The organism is Salinicola lusitanus (genome assembly GCF_038648475.1).
GTDB classification, from domain to species: domain Bacteria; phylum Pseudomonadota; class Gammaproteobacteria; order Pseudomonadales; family Halomonadaceae; genus Salinicola; species Salinicola lusitanus.
In genome coordinates this window covers 4544217-4563976 of the sequence record NZ_CP151919.1, presented here as the reverse complement: position 1 = coordinate 4563976, position 19760 = coordinate 4544217, and the positions used below count along the sequence as shown (strand labels likewise).

Genomic DNA, 19760 nt, shown 5'->3' with positions numbered 1-19760 from the left:
ACTGGGGCGTTTCATGCCGCGCCGACGGCGCTATTCGGCGGGATAGAGACCAATCTTGGCAACAACGCAGCGTACATGGAGCATCACTTCCAGGTGCGCACTGACGACGCCTATTGCCTCGATATGCAGACCCGACAAAGAGCTCCTCCCGTTGGCGTTGGAACGTTGGAAGCTGGGACGAGATGCATTTTAGAACCAGGCACTATCGGCCATGGTCCTCTCGTATGATGAATAGGGACTCAACTCTGAACGAAAGCCCAGGAGACCGCCCCGATCATCAGCAGTGCGAAGGTAAGGCGGAGCAATCGGGAGAAGAGAGGGTGCTGCACGAGCGGCCGAATGGCGCCACCGACGCACATCCAGAAGATATTGGTGAAGACGGCAACCGCCAGGCAAACCCCCATGGTGGCAACGTAAGCGATAGCCGTCGGCGATAGCGGCAGTAAGAACTGAGAGTAGATCACCAGTAACACCGCGTAGGACTTGGGGTTGAGCACATTGAGGAGAACCCCATCGCGCATCGTCAGGCGGGCGCCTTCGGCTGCGTTGATGTCGAGTGGCGTGGACGCAATGCGGTAGGCGAGGTAGAGCACGTAGAGCCCGCCCACGATTTGCAGCGTCAGCTTTGCACTGGGCCAGGCCGCCAGTAGCGCTGCCAGGCCCAGGGCCGCGGCCACCATCGAGATCGCCAGCCCGGTCAGAATGCCCGCATAGAGCGAGAGCGTCTTGCGGACGCCAAAGGTAGCGGATGTCGCCACGATGGTCATTGGCCCCGGCCCCGGGGATCCGAACAAGAGCATGGCCGTGATAGCGAGTGTGGCGACTTGCGACATGAGCCTCTTCATCTCCGAATACGCTCTTCTCAGAGCGATAGCGACCGCAACATGCTAGCCCCGTTACGGAACCGATCAGTACCGTTTGCGTTAAACGGTACTGATCATTACCATTCACTGTCAAGATCGTAGAGAGGAGCAGCCATGCCGATACAGGCTCGTGAACGACTGATAGCGACGGCGGAAGCGCTTTTCTATCAACGAGGCATCAATACGGTCGGCATCAGCGAGTTGATAGAAACCTCCGGCGTGGGACGCGCGTCGTTCTATCGTCACTTCGACAGCAAGGATGCGCTGGTCCATGCCGTGCTACGTCACCGCAATGAGATCGCCCTAGCATCACTCGAGGCAGGTCTCGCCGCCAATGACAGCTCGCCCCTCGGTGTGTTCGATGTCATCGCAGAGCGCTACGGACAAGCCGACTTTCGAGGCTGTGCCTTCATCAACGCCATGGTGGAAGCCGCCGACCGTGGCAGCGAGACCCATCGCATCGCCAGAGAGCACAAGCTGGCGCAGATACGGATCATCGCTCGAGTGCTCGAGCAAGCCGGCCACTCACCGAGTCACGAACTCGCCTGCGACTTTCAACTGCTTATCGATGGTGCCGTCATGGGCGTGCTACGAGAGGGCAATCTCGAGCCTGTCGAGCGAGCCAAGCAGATAGCGGCCAGACTGCTGCCACCTCTTCGGACATGACCTCGTCCGTCACGGAGAGACCCGGCGTAGTGCCCTAACCCCGGCCCCCCCCCTCTCTCCCGGTGAGCGAACGAGGGGCGTTGCGACTACCCTGAATCCGTGCCAATCACGGACAAGGATGGGGCGTGATGTTTGAACGGTTTCAGTTGGAGAGGGTAGCGCTGTCAGAAGCGACCTTGAGAGTGCGGTATGGCGGATCCGGACCGCCGATCCTGTTGTTGCATGGCCATCCGCGGACGCACACGACCTGGCACCGCGTGGCGCCGCTACTGACCGCTCATCACACCGTTGTCTGCCCCGACCTGAGAGGGTTCGGAGAGTCCTCCAAGCCCGCCGACACACCCGACCACTCCGGATCGTCCAAACGCGCCAAGGCGCGGGACTGCATCGAGCTGATGCGGCACCTCGGCTTCGACCGCTTCTCCATCGTCGGCCACGACCGAGGCAGTTACACGGCCTTCCGCACGGCGATGGATCATCCCGAGGCTATCGAAAAAGCCGTCATTCTCGATGGCGTGCCGATTCTCGAGGCGCTGGAACGGTGCGATGCGCGATTCGCCACCGAGTGGTGGCACTGGTTCTTTTTCGCGCAGTTTGAAAAGCCAGAGCGAGCCGTCCTGGCCGATCCGGATGCCTGGTACGGCGGCGATCCCGAAGCGATGGGGAAAGCGTCATTCGCCGACTTCCATAGAGCCATTCACGATCCCGCAACTGTCCACGGCATGATCGAGGATTACCGCGCCGGCCTGAGCGTGGATCACCTGCACGACCGCGAGGACCGCGAGCAGGGGAGACGGATCCAGTGCCCGGCCATGGTGCTGTGGTCATTACGTGACGACCTGGAACGGCTCTATGGCGACGTGCTGGAGGTGTGGCGTCCCTGGACGACATCGCTAGTGGGGCATGGGCTCGACTGTGGCCATCATATGGCTGAGGAAGCGCCGGAGGCGCTGGCCAGCGCGCTCCTCGACTTCTTCCAAGGCAATGCCGACTCCGCCTCATTGACAACATGACGAGCGGGGCGTGCGGGCAGGTCGACCGCAAAATCATTGAGTCGCTGTCGCGGAAAGTGGGTGGCCACGCCGCTGTGGCCATCATCTTGCCGCAACCCGCCAGCGCGCTGTCGACTCCCCGCCCCGCCTGCGCTAAATGGGCCGGTTTTGATGCAGCGTTGCAAGTGGCGCCAAGCCGCACCAGCACTGGGGCGGCGGAGCGATTAGAGGCCCGGAAAAACGATGCAAAATGATGCATTTTGTACCGGCCCGACTAAAGGTGGGTGTATTAGATAGAGAATTGAAATGGAATGTGGCAGATTGATACAAATAGTATTCCTGATAGGGCTTGAGAGGTCTACCGGGTTTCGCACTTGATGGTATGCAGGCAAAGGCAGCGAACTTGTTTGTTAGTGTTATTTCGCAGTCTGTATTAGGGGGCGACTTAAAATCAGGTGGTTAGATTGCAGCATAAGAATGTTAGGTGCGCACGCTCGTTCACGTGAGAAACGCGTCTGTTACCCAATACCTGTTATATCTGAGGACTAAGCATGGGAGCAATTTGGTTTGATAAGCATGATTTTGCCGACCACCTCCATGAGATCGTTGGCTATAAATCCGGTGTCGCCGCTTCAATTGAACATATGTGCGATCTGCTTGGCGGTACAGGGTTTGATGACGAAATTGTTTCTTCTGAGGAACACGGGATTCGAATTAGATCCGAAGATTATGACTCACTCTATTACATGCTTCTACATAAGGTGGGAGTTACCGACAAGCCGTTAGATGGGATATTTGAGATATTTAAAATATCGAGGGAATTAGAGCGTAGAAATGGTGCCGAATTCGCTCACTCTATTCATGATATTTATCATCGACATATAGAGATCGAAAGGAAGAACGCCGTCCATGAGGGAAGAAAATCATTAAGCCCAGAAGGAATGATGAGAGAAGCTGCCCAGGTTCACGGAAAGGCAGGCTTAGATTCAATTGTGTTGTTGATCCAAGTGTATGATGATTTGATGAGGCATAGCCCGTTTACTGCAATGAAGTTTCACCAGTACACTAATATTGTAAATTTGGAAGATTTGTTTGAGCAGTACAATCCAGTTGCAGAGAAGGGCGCATTCCTTGATCAGCGCTTTATAGACTTTCTTTCAAATAATTTTCACAAGTTGGGTGAGATTCATTGGAGAAAATTCGAGGAGTTGACTGCTGAGTGTTTTCGACGATTTGGCTACAATGTTGACCTGGGGCCGGGAAGTAATGACGATGGTGTTGATTTAAGAGTGTGGAATAACGAAAAAGATGGAACTCCCGAGTTTATTATTCAGTGCAAGAGAGTTAAATCAAAAATTGACAAGGTGACAATTAAAGGATTGTACGCCGATGTATTGCAGGAAGGATGTAAGCTCGGAGTGCTTGTAACATCTTGTGAATTTAGCGTAGGGGCTCGTTCCACAATAGAAGCCCGGAGCTACCCCATAGAAGAAGTAAATAGAGGCAGCATTACCAATTGGCTCCGAGAGCTCAGAACTCCGGGAACGGGAATAGTACGTGTATAGAGCTATAAGATATAACAATCGTAAGCACGCAGTACAATTTCCCGCACCGTTTCAGGTTATCCGGTGTTGCGGGCATTAATCAACAAAAAGGAAAGTTCATGCGTTGGTCATTAGTTGTTGTCGGCTTAATTACATTTGTGGCGATCATTGTCGGCCCTTTCGTTATTCAAGGCAATAGTGTGGCTCAGGCACTATTTGGGCTAATCACTACGGCAATCGCTGCTGGCATTGGTGTATGGGCCAGTTGGGTATATTCGAGAAACGCTGACAAGGAACGTTTAACAAGATACGGGCTATTGGCATGGCGCAACATTGATGCACTTTCCGTAAAATTGAGGCAACAAATGCAGAGCGGTCCAGCTCGCGCAGAGGTCCTTGAGTCATGGCTGCTAGACATAGATAGTGCCAAGTGGGCTTGGCGAGACTTAATGCGAGAAGTCTTTGAATTGCAGGAGCGGCTAACCCTCGAAACAGAAGAGGTTGCGCTAGAGTACAAGCAGAAAATTGGTGCAGCCGCAGACCAAGACGAAAGAATAAAGCTCGAAAATGAGTTCCGTCTTGCCCTAGCAAGAATTCGAAACCGGGCGCCGTTGCCAATTAATGAGCGTGAACTCATCGCCTGTCCGAACTGTGGTTCAGAGGTCAGCACGTCGCTGGGCTCCGAGAATGGATCAACAGCATGGCCAGAGTGCGATGGATGTGGGGCGTTGTTTCCTGTCCATCGAAAGAACGATGGGGAAGTTTCTGTAAATTCCGATGCTGCTAAACTGCCTGTACGGAGGAATTGTCCTGGGTGTCAAACGCAATTAATGTGGCGCATTCCCACAATGAAAAAAGTACATTTCTTGTTCACTTGCCCTGATTGTGATTCTTCCATTCAGTGTGATGGAAGTGCCCGCAACTTCACCGCTGATATTCAACCGCGTGACTAACAATCGGCTGTACAGCGACCGTTTTCCGCCGCTTCGTGGCTCCAAACCGGCACGTGAGCCGGGCGTTATATCAGCTTTGACTCTACATCGACTTATGGTCCTAACCCCCTGGAGGCGAGCTATCGTACAGGGGGAGGTAAGACCCTCCGATTTAATTTTATGGCATACCTAATGGCATTGATCTATTTTTCTACGACGTCTTAATCCTTTTAAATTATATATTTAGGACGTTTTTATAATCCTGCTTCGGCCTCGTCCGACTGCCCGTCAGCCGCTCTCAAACTTAGTCCACTGCTATTCGGCCTTATCCAATATTGGTAGATGAATTCAGAATGAAATGGACAGTGTTGTTAGGTGCTAGGCGTTTGGAAAGTGAGTGCCCAGCCTTTAAAGTTCAATTTTCGAGGTGCATTTTATTTCTTCCATCGGGATTTCGGTTTTGACGCTCTGAACGATATTCAGGTTAGTAAGATGCTGCATCTGAAATTCCCGGTAGGCGGTCAAGTCTTCGACGGCCACTCTTAGTAGAAAGTCACAGTCACCCGCCATCAGGTGGCACTCCAGAACCTGTGGCATCTCCTTCACCAGTTCGATGAACTGGTTGACCGTTTCTTTGTCTTGACCGGTCAGCCACACACGCGTGAAGACACTCACACCGATGCCGACTTTCGCGCTATTCAGCAGTGCGGCATAGCCGCGAATGACGCCGGCTTCTTCCAGTAGGCGCACTCTGCGCAAACAGGTTGAGGGGGAGAGCCCGATACGCTTGGCGAGCTCCAGGTTTTGCACGCGGCCGTCTCGCTGCAGTGCATTGAGGATCCGCCTGTCCGTCTTGTCGAGTGGGTATGGTTTTGAATTCAATTTATCCCTCTCTATTTGAAATCCTATGCCAGGATATACCGGTTTTATAGCGCATAAAAAATCAAATTTCGTGCTCGGGTCGATAGGATGGATATGCATTCACTATCGACGAGAACGCTTATGCACTCGGGATCTGCAGTAGAGACACGCCGTTGGGGAGAGCTAAAGCGGGGGGGCAAGCATGCGCTTCCCGTCATTATCGGTCTGGTTCCATTGGCGCTGGTACTGGGCGCGCAAGCGAGTCAGAAGGGAATGAGCATCGCCGAGGTGTCGTTGATGACCGCGCTCAACTACGCCGGCGGATCCGAGTTCGCGGCGGTCGAGCTGTGGTCCTCGTCACCGGATATCGCTCTGATCGTGGCAATGACATTCTTGATCAACAGTCGTCACATCGTGATGGGGGCCACGCTGGCTCCTCTGCTGAAACATCTGCCTTACCGCAAGACGGTGCCTGCTCTTTTCTTCATGTGTGATGAGAGCTGGGCGATGGGGCTTACCGATACAAGAAGTTCGTCGCGACCCCTATCTTTCAGCTTCCACTATTATCTGGGTGTTGCGCTGCTGCTCTGGTTCAACTGGGTGGCTTTTACCTCCGTTGGTGCGCTGATCGGCCCAGCCTTGAGCGATATCCGGGGCTGGGGTTTCGACATGGTGTTTCCTGCCGTATTCCTCGTATTGATGAGAGGCATGTGCAGAGGGCGTAGCTCCGCATTGCCTTGGGTGACCAGTCTATTGGTCGCTTTAGGGGCGTGGTTATGGCTACCCCAGGGATGGTACGTCCCGGCTGGGGCGACTGGCGGATTATTGGTGGCATATCTGTCGGGGGGCGAACGCTGATGGTCTCGGTCGATGCGGCGTTGACGATAGCTCTCATGGGGCTAGCCACTTATTCCACTCGCCTGATCGGCTTCTTGGCGGTCAGTCGTCTGGTATTGAATACCAGAGCGACTCGCGTCATGGAAGTTGCTCCCGGCTGCGTGCTCATCACGGTAATAGCACCTCGATTCGTCACCGGGGATATGGGTGAGTTGCTGGCACTGGCGATTACCGTGCTGGCAGCCATCCGCTTTTCGCTGCTTTCCACGGTCATGATCAGTGTGATCTCGACGGGTTTGTTGCGACACCTCCTGGGCTAGGCATGCACACGTTCTGGAAGTTCGACGGTCTGGTTGGCCCGGTAGTCGAACCGCCGCTAAAATCTCAACCCCGCCGCAGCAGCGATCGCCACCGCGAGGGCGTCATGCCAAAGGCGCGACCGAAGGCGCGGGTCATGTGGCTCTGGTCGGCGAATCCCGCCAAGAGCGCCGCTTCGCTCAGGCTGATGCCGGTGGCGATGCACTGCCTGGCGAGATCCAGCCGACGTAGCGTGAGGTAGCGATAGGGGCTGGTGCCGAACAGCGCGCGGAAGTCGCGGGAGAGCGTCCAGCGCTCCTGGCCGGATATCGACTCGAGATCGTCCAGCGTCACGCCCTCTTGAGTGCGGGCATCGAGATAGTCCCGAACCCGGCTTGCCGCGCGGTAGTCGGGTGTCGTTCGCGAGCGGGCGATCCGGGTATCGCTGTTGGCTTCCAGCACGGCGGCCAGGTCGGCAATGCCGTTCTCCTCCTCGAGCGCATCCAGAGGCGCCTCGACCGAGGTCAGGAGAAAGCGGACGGCGTCCCTCAATCGCGGGTCCGTCGACAGGCCGCCGGCAATGTGGGGCAGGGTCCTGCCGCCCAGCGCGGTCTGGATCAGCGCCGGGGCGATGTAGAGCATGCGGTAGTGAAACCCGTGCTCGTCGCCGGCGTGGCCATCGTGAGCCTCGTCCGGGTGGAGCACCATGACGGTGCCGGGCAGGCTGTGCCGATAGTCGCGCCGGTAGTGGAAGCTCTGCACCCCATCCAGCGTGATGCCGATGGCGAAGGTGTCGTGGCGGTGGGTGTCGTAGGCATGACCCTGAAAGCGCGCCTCCAGACGCTCGATACGAGAAGGCGAGCCCACGATGCACCAGTCGGCACTGTTATCGGCCATGGCGATTCCTGTCATAGCAGCGGTGCGACAACGTAATCGAAGAACATCATCGCTGCGACCACGACGAGCAGAATCGCCATGATCCGGTTGCAGAGTCGAAAGTATCTCGGTTGATGGATCTGCTTGCCAACGATCTTGCCTGCCCAGAAGTAGAGCGCGGGAGCACCGCCGCCGCCCAGCGCGATGAGCGCCGAACAGCCGATCAACGCTGTGCCGGTGATTCCTCTGCCCGGGAGCATCACCGTAGTGATCGGGATGACGACGAGTGAGTTCTTCGGGTTGAGCAGTTGCATGAAGAATCCATTGGCGAAGCTCAACCGCCCTGAACGTAGACCTTCCCATCCCCGGTCGTCGTCGGGGTCGAGGTGAATACCTTGAACGCCAGGTAGAGAATATAGGCGCTGCCGGCCAGCGCGATGTAGGGGACCAGGTCCCGGACAATCAGGATCTGGCCCGCGAAACCGATCACGGCGAACCAGCAGAAGATCGCCAGTGCCACGCCGGCGAAGAACCCCCACGTCTTCCTGAGCGAAGCGCTCAGCCCCTCGTTCAGGCTCAGCAGGTTCACCGGGCCGGGCGTGTACATCACGGTGAACGCGTACAAAACGATCTCCATCTCTCTGCCTCATCGATGATCAGTTCCGGTTGGGTCGATAGGCTAGAGCGTTGAAGGCGGCGAATCTTGAACGATCCTGCAGCGGACGTTTCTCGCCTTGTGGCGGTCTGCAGTCCGTTGATAAGGATCGTTTCTCCATGGCGCTGGAGGCATCACCAGTCCCGCTCCGACCTCGCTGCCTGGGTGCGAATTCGTCACGCCGTGATCCCCCGACGGGGACGGCTCGAAATGATTACACTGCGAGGATCGACCTGCCGAGAGGGATTCCATGCACTTATACGTCGTGCGGCACGGGGAAACCTGGGCCAATGCCGAACAACGTTACCTTGGAGCCCTTGATCCAGAACTGACCGTTCTGGGTCGGCAGCAGGCCGAGGCGCTTGGTGGGCGATTGCCGGAAGCACTCGACGTCATCATTGTTTCACCGAAGCTGAGGGCCAGGGAAACGGCCATGATCCTGAATGAGGAGCGAGGGCTTCCCGTCGAGATAATGGACTGCTTCCGAGAGCGAAGCGTTGGCGTTTTCGAAGGGCTGACTCAAGCCGAGGCGAGGGAGAGATACCCGGGGCTCTGGGCAAGGAACATCACTCGCCAATGGGATGCCGCGCCAGATGGCGGTGAGTCAATTCATGAGATTGTGGCGCGAGTTCGCGGCGGCTTGTCCGAGCTGGCATCGAGATATCCCACGAACAATATCTTGCTCGTGGCACACGGTGTCGTTGCCAAGGTGATCCGGGCACTGTCCAAGGGCGATTTCTCGGATTTCTACGACTGGAAGCTCTCGAACGGCAGCATGCTGGCCCTGGAGAATTTCTCGATGACGGTTTCCGATACTGATGCGCTAGGGATCTCGCTGCCGCCATCGTGACGTGTCGTGGTGGTCAAAGCCCGGTACGGCGAAACCCGAATGCAAGGCGTGGAATGTTATGACTCATGAGCCGCATCGAATGTTATTACGCTATCTCGCGACATTGAGCGAGGCTGAGCGTCTTTCGATACCCGCGATAGGCGCCGAGCATTTTTGTGATAACGAAGTCGATGCCAATGCCTGCGCGCATCTGGTCGCCACAGGCATCAAGCGAGCGAGCTGCGGGTTGCTGAAGTCCTATCAGGTCGAGGGGGAGGACTTGCCTGTGGCTGGCAAGTTGACCGTTGTCCTCGATTGGCGCCAGTGGCCAGTGTGTATCGTCAGGACGACGGACGTCCAGATCGCGCCCTTCGATCGAGTCCCGGAGGAGTTTGCCTATCTCGAAGGGGAAGGGGACCGAACCTATGAAGGATGGAGGCGGGCTCATATCCAGTTCTTCGAAAGAGAAGCCGAACGGCTCGGCGATACATTTAACTTCGATAGCGCCGTGGTCTTGGAGCGCTTCGAAAAAGTCTTCCCCTGAAGCGGGCAATTCGGCATTGGTCAAATTGCCAGCCCGCGAGGCGCGGCGCACACTCTCTGTCCAATCGGCCATTCGGTCCTTCGCCTGCAGGGATGCGTCGTCAATGTCGAAACGCTCGTGAATCTCGAAACGATTTTTATCATCGCCTTTGCCTACCTGGTGGCGGCCTTCGTCAAGGGTGCCACTGGCCTCGGCTTTTCGACCTCCGCGCTGCCCATCCTGGCGTTGGGCCTGGGGCTGAAGTCGGGGATGCCGCTGGTGATCATCCCTTCGCTGGTCAGCAATCTCATCGTGATGCGGCAGGCGGGGCACTTCGGCGAGACGCTGCGGCGCTTCTGGCCGATGTTCCTGGCGACCGTTCCCGGCCTGCTGCTCGGTCTCGCCGTGCTAGATCTCATCGATAGTCTCGTGGCCGGCGCGATACTCGGCGTCGTGCTGATCGTCTACGGGGCGTTCACGCTGTTTCGCCCCGGGCGGCCGCTATCGGATCGGTTGGGGCGCAAGCTGGCACCGGTCTCGGGATTCCTGACGGGACTGGTGAACGGCACGACCGGCTCGCAGGTGATGCCGATTCTGCCGTTCCTGCTGGCGCTGCGGCTCGATCCGAAACGGTTCATCCAGGCGATCAATATCTCCTTCACGCTGTCGAGCCTGATCATGGCGCTGGGGCTGGCGAAGCTCGGCCTGATGACGGCAGATTCGATCTGGATTTCGCTGGCGGGGCTGGTGCCGGTCTTCGTCGGCACCCGGCTTGGCGGGGCCGTGCGCCAGCGCATGGGCGCCGAATCCTTCCGCAAGGTGGTCCTCATGATGCTGATCGTCTTCGGCGTGGTGCTGGTGGGCAAGACCGCGCTGGGGTAATTCGCGCAGTGCGAGGGGCTGCCGCGCCGGGTGGACCGGCGGCGGCAGCGCGGTTGCAGTGCTCGGCTAGTTTTTCAGCGTCGCATCGCGGCTCTGGATCAGGTTCGAGTAGTGGGGCAGGTGATTGGCAAGAATGCCGCCGAAGCCCTCGATGTCGTTACGCCAGTCGCGGTGCAGTTCGCCGGCGACCGAGAACCAGTTCATCAACTGCACGCCGGCCTGGGACATGCGGCTCCACGCGGCGTCGCGCACGGTCGTGTTGAAGGTGCCGGAAGCATCGGTGACGACGAAGACCTCGTAGCCTGCTTCGCGCGCGGCCAGGGCCGGGAAGGCGACGCAGACATCGGTGACCACGCCGGCGATCAACAGCTGCTTCTTGCCGGTATCCTTGACGGCCTGGACGAACTCCTCGTTATCCCAGGCGTTGATCTGGCCGGGGCGGGCGATATAGGCCGCACCGGGGAACTTCGCCTTCAGTTCCGGCACCAACGGGCCGTTGGGACCATCCTCGAAGCTGGTGGTCAGGATCGTCGGCAGGTCGAAGAACTCGGCGATATCGGCAAGCGCCATCACGTTGTTCTTGAACTCGTCGGGACCGAAGTCGCGAACCAGCGACAGCAGGCCGGCCTGGTGATCGATCATCAGCACGGCGACATCGTTCTTGTCGAGTCTCTGGTAGGAATAGGCCATCACGCATCTCCTTCTTTTGGGAAGCGACGGGATATCGGCGTCGATATCCCGCGAGTTATCGGGCGCTCCCGAGAGCACCCGAATCCTTTACGCCGTGGCGCCGAACTTGCCGGCCTGGAACTGGCGGATCGACTCCTCGATCTCCTCGTTCGAGTTCATGACGAACGGTCCGTAACCGACGACGGGTTCGTCGATCGGCTCACCGGTCAGCACCAGCAGCTTGGCGTCGTTGTTGGCCTCGACCACGATCTCGCGGCCCTCGCGCGCGAACAGGGCGAGCTCGGCATCGCGGACGATCTTGGTGCCGTTGAGCTGCACGGTGCCGCTGAGCACGACGATCATCGTGGTGTGGCCCTCCGGCACGTCGAGCGTGGTGGCGCCGCCCTGGTTCAGACGCAGGTCCCAGACGTTGACCGGGCTGAACGTTCGCGCCGGCCCACGCTTCCCGGCGACTTCACCGGCAATCACCGCCAACTGTCCCGCGCCTTCCGCCAGTTCGAGGCGGGGGATCTCGGCGGCCTTCAGCGACTGATACGCCGGGGGCGCCGACTTGTCCGCGGCCGCCAGGTTCACCCACAGCTGGACCACTTCGAAGCGCCCGCCGCGCTCGGTGAACGCCGGGGAGTGGAACTCCTCGTGGATGATGCCGCTGCCGGCGGTCATCCACTGGACATCGCCTGGGCCGATGACGCCGCCGCTGCCGGTGGAGTCCCGATGCTCGACTTCGCCCTCGTAGACGATGGTCACCGTCTCGAAGCCGCGATGGGGGTGGGCCCCGACCCCGCGTGGCTTGACCGCCGGCTTGAACTCTTTCGGCCCGGCGTAATCGAGCATCAGAAACGGCGTGACGTGATGCGCGCCCAGGCGTTCGTAGGTGAACAGCGAGCGCACGGGAAAGCCGTTGCCGACCCAGTGGGCTCGAGGCGCGGAGTAGATACCGGTGATGTTTTTCATCCTGACCTCCCGTCTTTCGATGATTCCTCGGGCGATGCGTCACCCATTATCCGGCCGTGTCGAAGGCAGGCGGTGATGGGCTGAATCGATAGATCGAATTTACAGGTAGGACATTCGAGTGATTAGCGGGGTAAAATCCAACGCAGCGTCTCACTCATGGAACGATCATATGCAGGACCTCAACGACCTCTACTACTTCGTCCAGGTGGTGGAGCATGGCGGCTTCGCACCGGCGAGCCGGGCGATCGGGGTGCCGAAGTCCAAGCTGAGCCGGCGCGTGGCCGAACTCGAGGCTCGCATCGGCGTGCGCCTGATCCACCGCACCACGCGCAGCCTAGCCGTCACCGACCTGGGGCGGGCTTACTACGATCACTGCGCCGCCATGGTGGTGGAGGCCGAGGCGGCCCAGGAGACCATCGACCGCTCGATCTCCGAACCCCAGGGATTGGTGCGGATGAGCTGCCCGCCGGGGCTGCTCTGCTTCATCGTGGGTGACTTGCTCACCGCGTTCATGGCGAGGCATCCGCTGGTCCGGGTCGAGCTGGAGGCGAGTGGCCGGCGCGTGGACGTGGTCCGCGAGGGGTTCGATTTGGCGATTCGGGTGAGATTCCCGCCCATCGAGGACAGCGATCTCAGCCAGCGCGTGCTCTCCCGCAGCCCGCAGCGCCTGATGGCGTCGCCCGCGCTGTTCGAGCGTTTCGCCCGCCCGGCGGTGCCGGGGGATCTCCACGGCTTGCCGTCCCTCGACTGGGAGCGGCCGGGCACGGGCCATACCTGGTGCCTCGAAGGGCCGGATGGGGTGAGCACGCTGATCGATCATCGCCCGCGACTGGTGACCGATGACATGGTCACCCTGCGCCGCGCGGCCCTGGCGGGCCTGGGGGTCGTGCAGCTGCCGATGCTGGTGGCGGGGCCGGACATCGCCGAGGGCAGTCTCGTGGATGTGCTACCGAGCTGGGTGCCCCGCGATGGCGTGGTCCAGGCGATCTTCCCGTCGCGCCGTGGCCTGCTGCCGGCCGTGCGCCAGTTGATCGACTTCCTGGCCGACAACTTCGGCCAGGAGGATGTCACCACGCGGATTTCCGCGTCGGCACAGCCCGGGCATGACGCCGGGCGCTGAGTCGTCTCGTCGTCAGCGCTTCAGAAACTCGATGACCAGGCGGGCAATCTCTTCCGGCCGGTCCTCAGGTGAAAAGTGACCGCACCCCTCGAGGACGCTGAGATCCGACCCCGGTATGTCGGCGTGCAGCCGATGGGCGTAATCGACGCTCTGCCAGGCGTCCTCCGCGCCCCAGATCAGCTTGACCGGCATTCTCCCGAGCTCCGGCAGCCGGGCGGCGACCTCCGTGGTGTGCTTCGGGTCGTAGTGGCGTATCTGATGCTGGAACAGGCTGGCCTGGCCGATGGGCCCGCTGATGAAGTCGAGGTAGGTCGCGAGCGCGGATGCCTCGAGGCGCCGCGGGTCGTGGACCGCGGTCAACAGCCATTCCCGGAAGTGCGCGCGGTGTTCGTCGTCGGGCACCTTGATCAGTCGCTCCAGCCCCGCGGCCATCTGCTGGCGGGTTCTGGGCGAGGGATAGCTGGCGTAGCTGACGACATCGATCAGTGTCAGCGACCGCAAGCGATGCGGGTGAAACACGCCGAGGCGCTGGGCGATGCCGCCACCGAAGTCGTGGGCCACGATATGTGCCGCCTCCAGCCCCCAGTGGTCCATCAGGGCCTCCAGCACCGGGACCTGGGCGGAGATCGAGGTATCGACCGATGGATCCCGGGGGCGCTCGGAGTGGCCGTAACCCAGCAGGTCGAAGAGATGGACGCGATAGCCGGCCTCGACCAGCCGGGGCAGGACGTCACGCCAGATCAGGGAGGAGGAGGGCGTGCCGTGCAGCAGCACGATGGGCTCGCCCTGTCCGTAGACGCCGTGGGCGATACGCTGGCCATCGATCAATACATTGTCGGTCGCGATCGGGTTCATGGTTCGGCTCCGCATTGGGTGGGTGTCGATGAGCTTGCGAAAACTTCTCGCATGACACAAATGCGTTATATGATGAAAACCATCTATTTTTGTCATGAGATGGGTCGCCGCTATCGTGGCCGGGACCCGCAGGTCGAGGAGCGGAAAACGTGAGCGCGAGGCTGGAGCTAGGAGCGCTGCAGGCGCTGGCAGCGATCGTGGAGACGGGCGGGATCACGCGGGCGGCGCAGTCGTTGGCGCTGTCCCAGTCGGCGATCTCCCACAAGATCCGCCGGCTGGAGATGGCGATCGGCTGCGAGCTGCTGACTAGGCGCAGCGGGGCGAGTCTGTTGACGCCGGAAGGCGAGAAGCTGCTGGGCTATGCCCGGCGCATTCTGGATCTGCACGACGAGGCGGTCTCCTCCCTGGGAACGGAGCCATTGCGCGGAACGGTTAGGCTCGGCGTGACCGAGGATACGACCAGCGGCGGCGTGGCCCGTATCCTGGGGCGATTCGCCCGACGGCATCCGGACGTCGCGGTGCGGACCCACGTCGGCCAGAGTCTCTCCCTGGAGGGGCAGCTCGACCGGGGCGAGATCGACGTCGGCTTCATGCAGGTGTTCGAGCATCGCCAGCGAGCGTCCGACACCGTCGTCGCCAGAGAGCCGCTGCACTGGGTGAAGTCCCGGGACTGGAGCCTGGACATGACCCGCTCGATTCCGTTCGTCGCCTTCGATGACGACTGTTTCTATCGCCGGTGGGCGATGGAGGCGGGGCAGGCGAGCTCCCCGGGACTGACGACCGTCATGACCTGCGCGAGCATTGCCGGCGTGAAGTCGGCAGTGCTCTCGGGGTTGGGCGTGACGCTGTTGAACCGCCGCCATGTGACGCCGGAGATGGAGGTGGTGCAGGCGCCGTTTCCCGAGCCGCCGCCGATCGTCTATCTCCTCCGCACCGGGCGACAGCGTCACTCGAGTGCGGTTCGCGGCCTGGTCAGCGCGATAACCGAAGAGGTGGAGACGCCCGCGGTTCCGGGGTGAGGTGGTCACGACTGGCGAGCCGGGCGGCGGGGGAAAGCCGGGTTGCGATGCGCTGGAAAATGAGGACGTTAGGCCGAGATGGCAAGATTTTCGTCTTACGACCAACACACCTGTTGACTATCCGTCCATGACGGCGCAGACTGGCGATCAGTTGGTTAGCAAGTCGCATATTGTCAGTTGCACTCGAATCATTCGGTAGCCTGGTTATATCCCCTTGTTTTACCCACTACATCGGGTAGCACCCGGCAATCGTAATTACGCGCTAAGCGCATAAGGAATTCGGAACATGGCAACTGGCACAGTTAAGTGGTTCAACGACACTAAAGGCTTTGGCTTCATCTCTCCGGCAGACGGTGGCGACGACCTGTTCGCACACTTCTCCGAGATCCAAGCCGACGGCTTCAAGTCTCTGCAGGACGGTCAGGAAGTTTCTTTCGACGTCACTCAGGGCAAAAAAGGTCTTCAGGCTGCTAACATCAAGCCGCTCTAAGACTTTCGGTAGATCCATCGCCCTAGCGCGATAGAGATTCCAGCACCAAGGCCCGCTAACGCGGGCCTTGGTGTTTTTGTGTCTGCAGTCGGTGAACATGGGGCTGGAACGTTTCGTAGCGATCGTTGCGCCCTCCAGGAGGTCTCATGCCCAATCTCCGTCACCCGGCGGCTCCCCGAGTCAATCATGTCGGTTTCAGCGTTCGCTCTCTGGAATCATCGATACGGTTCTGGTGCGAATGTTTCGGTGCCACGCTGGTTCGCCAAGGCGAGATGTCCGGCTCGTTTCTCTCCCATGTGACCGGTGCGCCAGATACGACCGTGAAAATGGCCATCGTCGACATCGATGGCTTTCCTGTCGAGCTGCTGGAGTATGTACTTGAAGCCGAGGCTCCACGCAGCGGCGGTTACAGCCAGGGAGTGGCTCATCTCGCGCTCGATGTCGACGACATCGAGGCCACTCTCGGCAGCGTCGGCCTTCACGGCTGGCAGGCGCAGGGCGAGGTGCAGACCATACCGGCAGGTGAGAAGAAAGGAACGAAGGTGATGTATATCGTCGGGCCGGATGGTTGCGTCGTCGAGTTGATGCAGCCACCAACAGGATTCGCCGAGTGATGGAACTGCAGTGCGACTGCGGTAACGTCAGGCTCTTCGCCCCCGAGCCGTCGCAGGTGACTTGCTGCAATTGCGGAATCTGTCGGCGCTACATGGCGCTTTGGGGCTATTTTCGCCTTGATGAGGTCGAGGTCGTCACTGGCGCGGCGGGCAGGGCGTCGTATCAGCGTGATGACCGGGAGATCGAGTTCCTGCGGTGCGCCGCGTGCGGCTGCGTGACGCATTACCAGACGCTGGCGGGTGACCCCGACCCCATCGTGGCGGTCAATTTCCGGTTGGCGGAAACGCTGCCTCATGGGGTGACGACGCGCTACGCCGATAACGCGATGCGTTGAAGGGAGCGGGAGCCGCTCCCGGCTGGATGTCACGGCCGCTGGCGCGGCCGTGACGTGTGCTGCCCGGCCCGCGATTCAGCTCTGGCGACGCGATGTCACGCTGCCGAAGCGACGCTTGAACTGTGCGGCACGGCCCTCGGTGCCGACCTCGCGCTGCTTGCCGGTGTAGAACGGGTGGGATGCCGATGAGATATCGAGGTGGACGAGAGGGTAGGTATTGCCATCTTCCCACTCGATGGTCTCGCCGGAGGTCATGGTCGAGCCAATCTTGAAGTACTGATTGACGCTGGTGTCGTGGAAGATCACCTGACGATATTCGGGGTGGATGCCGGCTTTCATGGACTTCTCCGTTCGGTTGATTTTGTAATGTTATTACATTTCTCGAGGATGAGGCAATCGACTGCGTCACGGCGACGCATCGCCCGCCGCGCCTGTGCGAAACATGGCGGGATCCGCTATCATCGGCTTTCCCCCGCCGGCCAGACGCTCTCTCCATGCACAATCTCTATATCCCCGTCGTTGCCATCCTGCTGGCGTTCGCCATCATCTTCGGCGGGCAGGCCCTGTCGGACAGCCAGGTCGATGACGACATCAAGTCCCTGATCGCTAGCCAACTGGGTGGCGAAGACGAGATCGAGCTGCAGGCGACGAGAGAGATCCAGAAGGGTTACGGCGTTTGCGGCGAGTATCGTGTGGCGGGCCCGGACCAATCCTTCTCGCCGTTCTACTACAGCAAGGTCAACGAGCGCGTGACGCTGGGCGCCGAATCCGAGCGGTATCGGCGCCACTGCGGCAACTGAACGGCAGGTTCAAATCTGCTGAAATCGCTCGATGCGCTCCCGGATGGCGTTCTCGGGGCCGATGAGATCCAGCAGGTCCGATTCGGTCAGGCCGATGTGCTGATGACCGCGAGCGATCGAGGTGTAGTTTTCCCCCTCCCGAATCGCCTCTTCGACCAGCAGCGAAAGCTCCTTGCGATCATCAAGCGAGGCGGGGTCGTAGCTCTGGCGTGCCCGCTGGAACTGGTTGGCCTGTTCCCTGCGACAGCGCTGCAGCAGACTCTCGGTGATGAACGGTGTGCTTTTCATGGACCTTACCCCATCGGCGGCGAAATTCCCCTTGAGATTAGAACCGTTTCGAAGGCCGTCACCATTGGCATTTTGGTGTAGAGCAGCACCTGAATTAGTGATGGTGAATTTGCGGTATTAGACCAAGGTCGGTAGGGTGGCGCGCTTCATGCCCAAAGAATCCTCCCTCTGATATGACCTCCGACACCAACGTGCCATCGACGCAGGGTGGCCGTTTTGGCGATCCCGTCGTGCTTGTGCTGACCATCGGCTTCATCCTGATCTTTCTGGCGGCATCGGCGGTGGCGCCGGATACCGTCGCCCGAGTGATCGATATCGGCTTCACCTGGTCGGCTAGAACCTTCGGCAGCCTGTTCCAGTGGCTGATGCTGCTGACCTTCTTCATCGCCATCGGCGTGGCGCTCTCCCCGGCCGGGCGGGCGCGAATCGGGTCCCAGGAGCGGCCCGACATGAGTACCTTCCGGTGGGTGTCGATCATTCTGTGCACGCTGCTGGCGGGAGGCGGCGTCTTCTTTGCCGCCGGTGAGCCGATCTATCACTTCGTGGTCACGCCGCCGGCTTTCGACTCCCAGCCCGGCACCGCCGAGGCCGTACCCAACGCCTTGGCCCAGGCCTTCTTCCATTGGGGATTCACCGGCTGGGCGATTCTCGGCACCTTGCCGGTCGCGATCCTCTCGCACCAGCATTACCAGCGCGGCATGCCGCTTCAGCCACGAACGCTGCTGGCACCGGTACTCGGTGACCGCCTGGTGCGCGGCTTCCTCGGTGGCGTCGTCGACGCCATCTGCGCGATCGCCGTCACCGCAGGCACGGTCGGGCCGCTGGGTTTCCTGGCGACCCAGGTCAGCTTCGGTCTCCACGACCTGTTCGGCTTTCCGCGCGGCTATGAGGTGCAGTTGGGGATCCTGGCGGCGCTGGGGGCGATCTACGTGACGTCGGCGGTGACCGGTATCGACCGTGGTATTCAGGTGCTGAGTCGCTTGAACGTCATTCTGGCCATGGTGATCGGTGCCATCATCCTGCTGTTCGGGCCGACCCAGTTTCTGGTCGATAGCTGGTTCCAGGGCTTCGGCACCTATCTCGGCCATTTCTTCGAGATGTCGACCATGACCACGGTGACTGCCTCGCCGAGCTGGATGAAGTGGTGGACGGTCTTCTTCTTTGCCTGGTTCGTCGGCTTCGCACCGCCCATGGCGATCTTCGTCACCCGGATCTCCCGCGGGCGCACGGTGCGCGAGATGATCATCGCCACGGCGGTCATGGCGCCGGTGGTCACCACCGTCTGGTTCACCTTGCTGGGTGGTTCCGGCATCTTCTACGAGCTTCAGGGCGCGATCGACCTCAGCCAGCCGCTGCAGAACTTCCAGTTCGACGTGGCGACGTTGACCGTGGCCCAGGCGCTGCCGGGAGGTGTCTGGATGGCGCTGGCCGTGCTGGTGCTGACCACGGTGTTCGTGGCGACCACCGGGGACTCGATGAGCTATGCCGTGTCCGTCGTCTGTGCCGGCAACGACAATCCTGGCTCGGCGCTACGCGCGTTCTGGGGGATCGTCTTCGCGCTGATGGCGGCGATACTGCTGGGCATGGGCGAGGGGCAGGTCAGCGTGCTCCAGCAGTTCCTGGTGATCCCCGCCGTGCCGGTGGCGATGCTGCTGGTGCCGACACTGTGGCACGGGCCCAAGGCGGCCTATGCGATGGCCAGGGCGCAAGGCGTGCTGGACGACTCGCCAACGACTCGCCCGATGCCCTGAAGCCGGGCCGATCCCCCAACGACGACGCCCCCGACGGATTGCTCCGTCGGGGGCGTTGCCATTTCACCGCGGCACTTTGCCATGGCT

At 60.1% G+C, this 19760-nt stretch carries 26 protein-coding genes; 16 read left to right on the top strand and 10 right to left on the bottom strand.

Features of this window, described 5'->3' with window-relative positions:
• Positions 1-239: 239 nt before the first annotated feature.
• Positions 240-833, bottom strand: coding sequence for a LysE family translocator (locus tag AAGT95_RS20605; protein WP_342594995.1), 594 nt, complete (start codon positions 831-833; stop codon positions 240-242).
• 144 nt (positions 834-977) lie between these two features.
• Between AAGT95_RS20605 and AAGT95_RS20600 the strand changes: the two genes are divergently transcribed.
• From AAGT95_RS20600 to AAGT95_RS20585, 4 genes are all read left to right on the top strand, one after another.
• Positions 978-1529: a helix-turn-helix domain-containing protein gene (locus AAGT95_RS20600; RefSeq protein WP_342594994.1), complete on the top strand. Its 552-nt coding sequence runs from the start codon at positions 978-980 to the stop codon at positions 1527-1529.
• Positions 1530-1657: 128 nt separating this feature from the next.
• Entirely contained in the window at positions 1658-2542 is an 885-nt protein-coding gene (locus tag AAGT95_RS20595; protein WP_342594993.1) for an alpha/beta hydrolase, read from the top strand.
• A 530-nt stretch (positions 2543-3072) separates the two neighbouring features.
• Positions 3073-4086 (top strand): restriction endonuclease, encoded by a 1014-nt coding sequence (locus AAGT95_RS20590; RefSeq protein WP_342594992.1) that lies wholly within the window; start codon positions 3073-3075, stop codon positions 4084-4086.
• Positions 4087-4184: 98 nt separating this feature from the next.
• The gene (locus AAGT95_RS20585) at positions 4185-5018 is read left to right on the top strand and encodes a hypothetical protein (protein WP_342594991.1); all 834 of its coding nucleotides are present in this window, start codon (positions 4185-4187) and stop codon (positions 5016-5018) included.
• Between the two features lie 387 nt (positions 5019-5405).
• Here the strand turns inward: AAGT95_RS20585 and AAGT95_RS20580 are convergent, their stop codons facing one another.
• Entirely contained in the window at positions 5406-5978 is a 573-nt protein-coding gene (locus AAGT95_RS20580; protein WP_342594990.1) for an Lrp/AsnC family transcriptional regulator, read from the bottom strand.
• Between AAGT95_RS20580 and AAGT95_RS20575 the strand changes: the two genes are divergently transcribed.
• Positions 5967-6716, top strand: a complete 750-nt coding sequence (locus AAGT95_RS20575) for an AzlC family ABC transporter permease (protein ID WP_342594989.1) — start codon at positions 5967-5969, stop codon at positions 6714-6716. The genes AAGT95_RS20580 and AAGT95_RS20575 overlap by 12 nt on opposite strands.
• Complete coding sequence (locus tag AAGT95_RS20570; protein ID WP_342594988.1) at positions 6716-7015, top strand: AzlD family protein; 300 nt, start codon at positions 6716-6718, stop codon at positions 7013-7015. Before AAGT95_RS20575 ends, AAGT95_RS20570 begins: the two co-directional genes overlap by 1 nt.
• A gap of 64 nt (positions 7016-7079) precedes the next feature.
• Here the strand turns inward: AAGT95_RS20570 and AAGT95_RS20565 are convergent, their stop codons facing one another.
• Genes AAGT95_RS20565 through AAGT95_RS20555 form a run of 3 tightly spaced genes read right to left on the bottom strand, consistent with a single transcriptional unit; the run spans position 7080 to position 8505 of the window.
• A complete protein-coding gene (locus tag AAGT95_RS20565) occupies positions 7080-7889 on the bottom strand; it encodes an AraC family transcriptional regulator (protein ID WP_342594987.1) in 810 nt (269 codons plus the stop codon).
• An 11-nt stretch (positions 7890-7900) separates the two neighbouring features.
• On the bottom strand, positions 7901-8182 hold the full coding sequence (locus tag AAGT95_RS20560; RefSeq protein ID WP_342594986.1) for a hypothetical protein: 282 nt from the start codon (positions 8180-8182) through the stop codon (positions 7901-7903).
• Positions 8183-8202: 20 nt separating this feature from the next.
• The gene (locus tag AAGT95_RS20555) at positions 8203-8505 is read right to left on the bottom strand and encodes a LysE family transporter (protein ID WP_342594985.1); all 303 of its coding nucleotides are present in this window, start codon (positions 8503-8505) and stop codon (positions 8203-8205) included.
• 268 nt (positions 8506-8773) lie between these two features.
• Between AAGT95_RS20555 and AAGT95_RS20550 the strand changes: the two genes are divergently transcribed.
• From AAGT95_RS20550 to AAGT95_RS20540, 3 genes are all read left to right on the top strand, one after another.
• Complete coding sequence (locus AAGT95_RS20550) at positions 8774-9373, top strand: histidine phosphatase family protein (RefSeq protein WP_342594984.1); 600 nt, start codon at positions 8774-8776, stop codon at positions 9371-9373.
• Between the two features lie 79 nt (positions 9374-9452).
• A complete protein-coding gene (locus AAGT95_RS20545) occupies positions 9453-9896 on the top strand; it encodes an ASCH domain-containing protein (protein ID WP_342594983.1) in 444 nt (147 codons plus the stop codon).
• A gap of 117 nt (positions 9897-10013) precedes the next feature.
• On the top strand, positions 10014-10757 hold the full coding sequence (locus AAGT95_RS20540; RefSeq protein ID WP_342594982.1) for a sulfite exporter TauE/SafE family protein: 744 nt from the start codon (positions 10014-10016) through the stop codon (positions 10755-10757).
• 66 nt (positions 10758-10823) lie between these two features.
• On the opposite strand, the gene ycaC is transcribed toward AAGT95_RS20540, so the two are convergent.
• Positions 10824-11447: an isochorismate family cysteine hydrolase YcaC gene (gene ycaC / locus AAGT95_RS20535; protein ID WP_110708311.1), complete on the bottom strand. Its 624-nt coding sequence runs from the start codon at positions 11445-11447 to the stop codon at positions 10824-10826.
• Positions 11448-11534: 87 nt separating this feature from the next.
• Positions 11535-12401: a pirin family protein gene (locus tag AAGT95_RS20530; protein ID WP_342594981.1), complete on the bottom strand. Its 867-nt coding sequence runs from the start codon at positions 12399-12401 to the stop codon at positions 11535-11537.
• 169 nt (positions 12402-12570) lie between these two features.
• Between AAGT95_RS20530 and AAGT95_RS20525 the strand changes: the two genes are divergently transcribed.
• Positions 12571-13521 carry a LysR substrate-binding domain-containing protein gene (locus AAGT95_RS20525; RefSeq protein WP_342594980.1) on the top strand — a complete coding sequence of 317 codons (951 nt, stop codon included), beginning with the start codon at positions 12571-12573 and terminating at the stop codon, positions 13519-13521.
• Positions 13522-13533: 12 nt separating this feature from the next.
• Here the strand turns inward: AAGT95_RS20525 and AAGT95_RS20520 are convergent, their stop codons facing one another.
• A complete protein-coding gene (locus AAGT95_RS20520; RefSeq protein WP_342594979.1) occupies positions 13534-14376 on the bottom strand; it encodes an alpha/beta hydrolase in 843 nt (280 codons plus the stop codon).
• Positions 14377-14525: 149 nt separating this feature from the next.
• On the opposite strand from AAGT95_RS20520, the gene AAGT95_RS20515 reads away from it, so the two are divergent.
• The 4 genes from AAGT95_RS20515 to AAGT95_RS20500 all read left to right on the top strand — a co-directional run bounded on the left by AAGT95_RS20515 (position 14526) and on the right by AAGT95_RS20500 (position 16834).
• Positions 14526-15395, top strand: a complete 870-nt coding sequence (locus AAGT95_RS20515; RefSeq protein ID WP_342594978.1) for a LysR family transcriptional regulator — start codon at positions 14526-14528, stop codon at positions 15393-15395.
• 286 nt (positions 15396-15681) lie between these two features.
• Positions 15682-15885: a cold-shock protein gene (locus AAGT95_RS20510; protein WP_071229947.1), complete on the top strand. Its 204-nt coding sequence runs from the start codon at positions 15682-15684 to the stop codon at positions 15883-15885.
• Positions 15886-16031: 146 nt separating this feature from the next.
• Positions 16032-16499 carry a VOC family protein gene (locus AAGT95_RS20505; protein WP_342594977.1) on the top strand — a complete coding sequence of 156 codons (468 nt, stop codon included), beginning with the start codon at positions 16032-16034 and terminating at the stop codon, positions 16497-16499.
• Positions 16499-16834 carry an aldehyde-activating protein gene (locus AAGT95_RS20500; protein WP_342596557.1) on the top strand — a complete coding sequence of 112 codons (336 nt, stop codon included), beginning with the start codon at positions 16499-16501 and terminating at the stop codon, positions 16832-16834. The genes AAGT95_RS20505 and AAGT95_RS20500 overlap by 1 nt, the downstream gene beginning before the upstream one ends.
• Before the next feature lie 75 nt (positions 16835-16909).
• Here AAGT95_RS20500 and AAGT95_RS20495 read toward each other — a convergent pair whose 3' ends face one another.
• A complete protein-coding gene (locus tag AAGT95_RS20495) occupies positions 16910-17173 on the bottom strand; it encodes a type B 50S ribosomal protein L31 (RefSeq protein WP_342594976.1) in 264 nt (87 codons plus the stop codon).
• A gap of 155 nt (positions 17174-17328) precedes the next feature.
• Here AAGT95_RS20495 and AAGT95_RS20490 point away from each other — a divergent pair, with 155 nt between their 5' ends.
• Positions 17329-17634: a hypothetical protein gene (locus AAGT95_RS20490; RefSeq protein WP_342594975.1), complete on the top strand. Its 306-nt coding sequence runs from the start codon at positions 17329-17331 to the stop codon at positions 17632-17634.
• Positions 17635-17643: 9 nt separating this feature from the next.
• Here AAGT95_RS20490 and AAGT95_RS20485 read toward each other — a convergent pair whose 3' ends face one another.
• Positions 17644-17922, bottom strand: coding sequence for a hypothetical protein (locus tag AAGT95_RS20485; RefSeq protein ID WP_110598502.1), 279 nt, complete (start codon positions 17920-17922; stop codon positions 17644-17646).
• Between the two features lie 173 nt (positions 17923-18095).
• Here AAGT95_RS20485 and AAGT95_RS20480 point away from each other — a divergent pair, with 173 nt between their 5' ends.
• On the top strand, positions 18096-19673 hold the full coding sequence (locus tag AAGT95_RS20480) for a BCCT family transporter (RefSeq protein ID WP_342594974.1): 1578 nt from the start codon (positions 18096-18098) through the stop codon (positions 19671-19673).
• Positions 19674-19760 lie beyond the last annotated feature (87 nt).

Excerpts from the sequence above, each read along its gene's own strand:
- AAGT95_RS20605 (WP_342594995.1), bottom strand. The coding sequence starts at position 833 with ATGTCGCAAGTCGCCACACTCGCTATCACGGCCATGCTCTTGTTCGGA.
- AAGT95_RS20600 (WP_342594994.1), top strand. The coding sequence starts at position 978 with ATGCCGATACAGGCTCGTGAACGACTGATAGCGACGGCGGAAGCGCTT.
- AAGT95_RS20595 (WP_342594993.1), top strand. The coding sequence starts at position 1,658 with ATGTTTGAACGGTTTCAGTTGGAGAGGGTAGCGCTGTCAGAAGCGACC.
- AAGT95_RS20590 (WP_342594992.1), top strand. The coding sequence starts at position 3,073 with ATGGGAGCAATTTGGTTTGATAAGCATGATTTTGCCGACCACCTCCAT.
- AAGT95_RS20585 (WP_342594991.1), top strand. The coding sequence starts at position 4,185 with ATGCGTTGGTCATTAGTTGTTGTCGGCTTAATTACATTTGTGGCGATC.
- AAGT95_RS20575 (WP_342594989.1), top strand. The coding sequence starts at position 5,967 with ATGGATATGCATTCACTATCGACGAGAACGCTTATGCACTCGGGATCT.
- AAGT95_RS20580 (WP_342594990.1), bottom strand. The coding sequence starts at position 5,978 with ATGCATATCCATCCTATCGACCCGAGCACGAAATTTGATTTTTTATGC.
- AAGT95_RS20570 (WP_342594988.1), top strand. The coding sequence starts at position 6,716 with ATGGTCTCGGTCGATGCGGCGTTGACGATAGCTCTCATGGGGCTAGCC.
- AAGT95_RS20565 (WP_342594987.1), bottom strand. The coding sequence starts at position 7,889 with ATGGCCGATAACAGTGCCGACTGGTGCATCGTGGGCTCGCCTTCTCGT.
- AAGT95_RS20560 (WP_342594986.1), bottom strand. The coding sequence starts at position 8,182 with ATGCAACTGCTCAACCCGAAGAACTCACTCGTCGTCATCCCGATCACT.
- AAGT95_RS20555 (WP_342594985.1), bottom strand. The coding sequence starts at position 8,505 with ATGGAGATCGTTTTGTACGCGTTCACCGTGATGTACACGCCCGGCCCG.
- AAGT95_RS20550 (WP_342594984.1), top strand. The coding sequence starts at position 8,774 with ATGCACTTATACGTCGTGCGGCACGGGGAAACCTGGGCCAATGCCGAA.
- AAGT95_RS20545 (WP_342594983.1), top strand. The coding sequence starts at position 9,453 with ATGTTATTACGCTATCTCGCGACATTGAGCGAGGCTGAGCGTCTTTCG.
- ycaC (WP_110708311.1), bottom strand. The coding sequence starts at position 11,447 with ATGGCCTATTCCTACCAGAGACTCGACAAGAACGATGTCGCCGTGCTG.
- AAGT95_RS20530 (WP_342594981.1), bottom strand. The coding sequence starts at position 12,401 with ATGAAAAACATCACCGGTATCTACTCCGCGCCTCGAGCCCACTGGGTC.
- AAGT95_RS20525 (WP_342594980.1), top strand. The coding sequence starts at position 12,571 with ATGCAGGACCTCAACGACCTCTACTACTTCGTCCAGGTGGTGGAGCAT.
- AAGT95_RS20520 (WP_342594979.1), bottom strand. The coding sequence starts at position 14,376 with ATGAACCCGATCGCGACCGACAATGTATTGATCGATGGCCAGCGTATC.
- AAGT95_RS20510 (WP_071229947.1), top strand. The coding sequence starts at position 15,682 with ATGGCAACTGGCACAGTTAAGTGGTTCAACGACACTAAAGGCTTTGGC.
- AAGT95_RS20505 (WP_342594977.1), top strand. The coding sequence starts at position 16,032 with ATGCCCAATCTCCGTCACCCGGCGGCTCCCCGAGTCAATCATGTCGGT.
- AAGT95_RS20500 (WP_342596557.1), top strand. The coding sequence starts at position 16,499 with ATGGAACTGCAGTGCGACTGCGGTAACGTCAGGCTCTTCGCCCCCGAG.
- AAGT95_RS20495 (WP_342594976.1), bottom strand. The coding sequence starts at position 17,173 with ATGAAAGCCGGCATCCACCCCGAATATCGTCAGGTGATCTTCCACGAC.
- AAGT95_RS20490 (WP_342594975.1), top strand. The coding sequence starts at position 17,329 with ATGCACAATCTCTATATCCCCGTCGTTGCCATCCTGCTGGCGTTCGCC.
- AAGT95_RS20485 (WP_110598502.1), bottom strand. The coding sequence starts at position 17,922 with ATGAAAAGCACACCGTTCATCACCGAGAGTCTGCTGCAGCGCTGTCGC.
- AAGT95_RS20480 (WP_342594974.1), top strand. The coding sequence starts at position 18,096 with ATGACCTCCGACACCAACGTGCCATCGACGCAGGGTGGCCGTTTTGGC.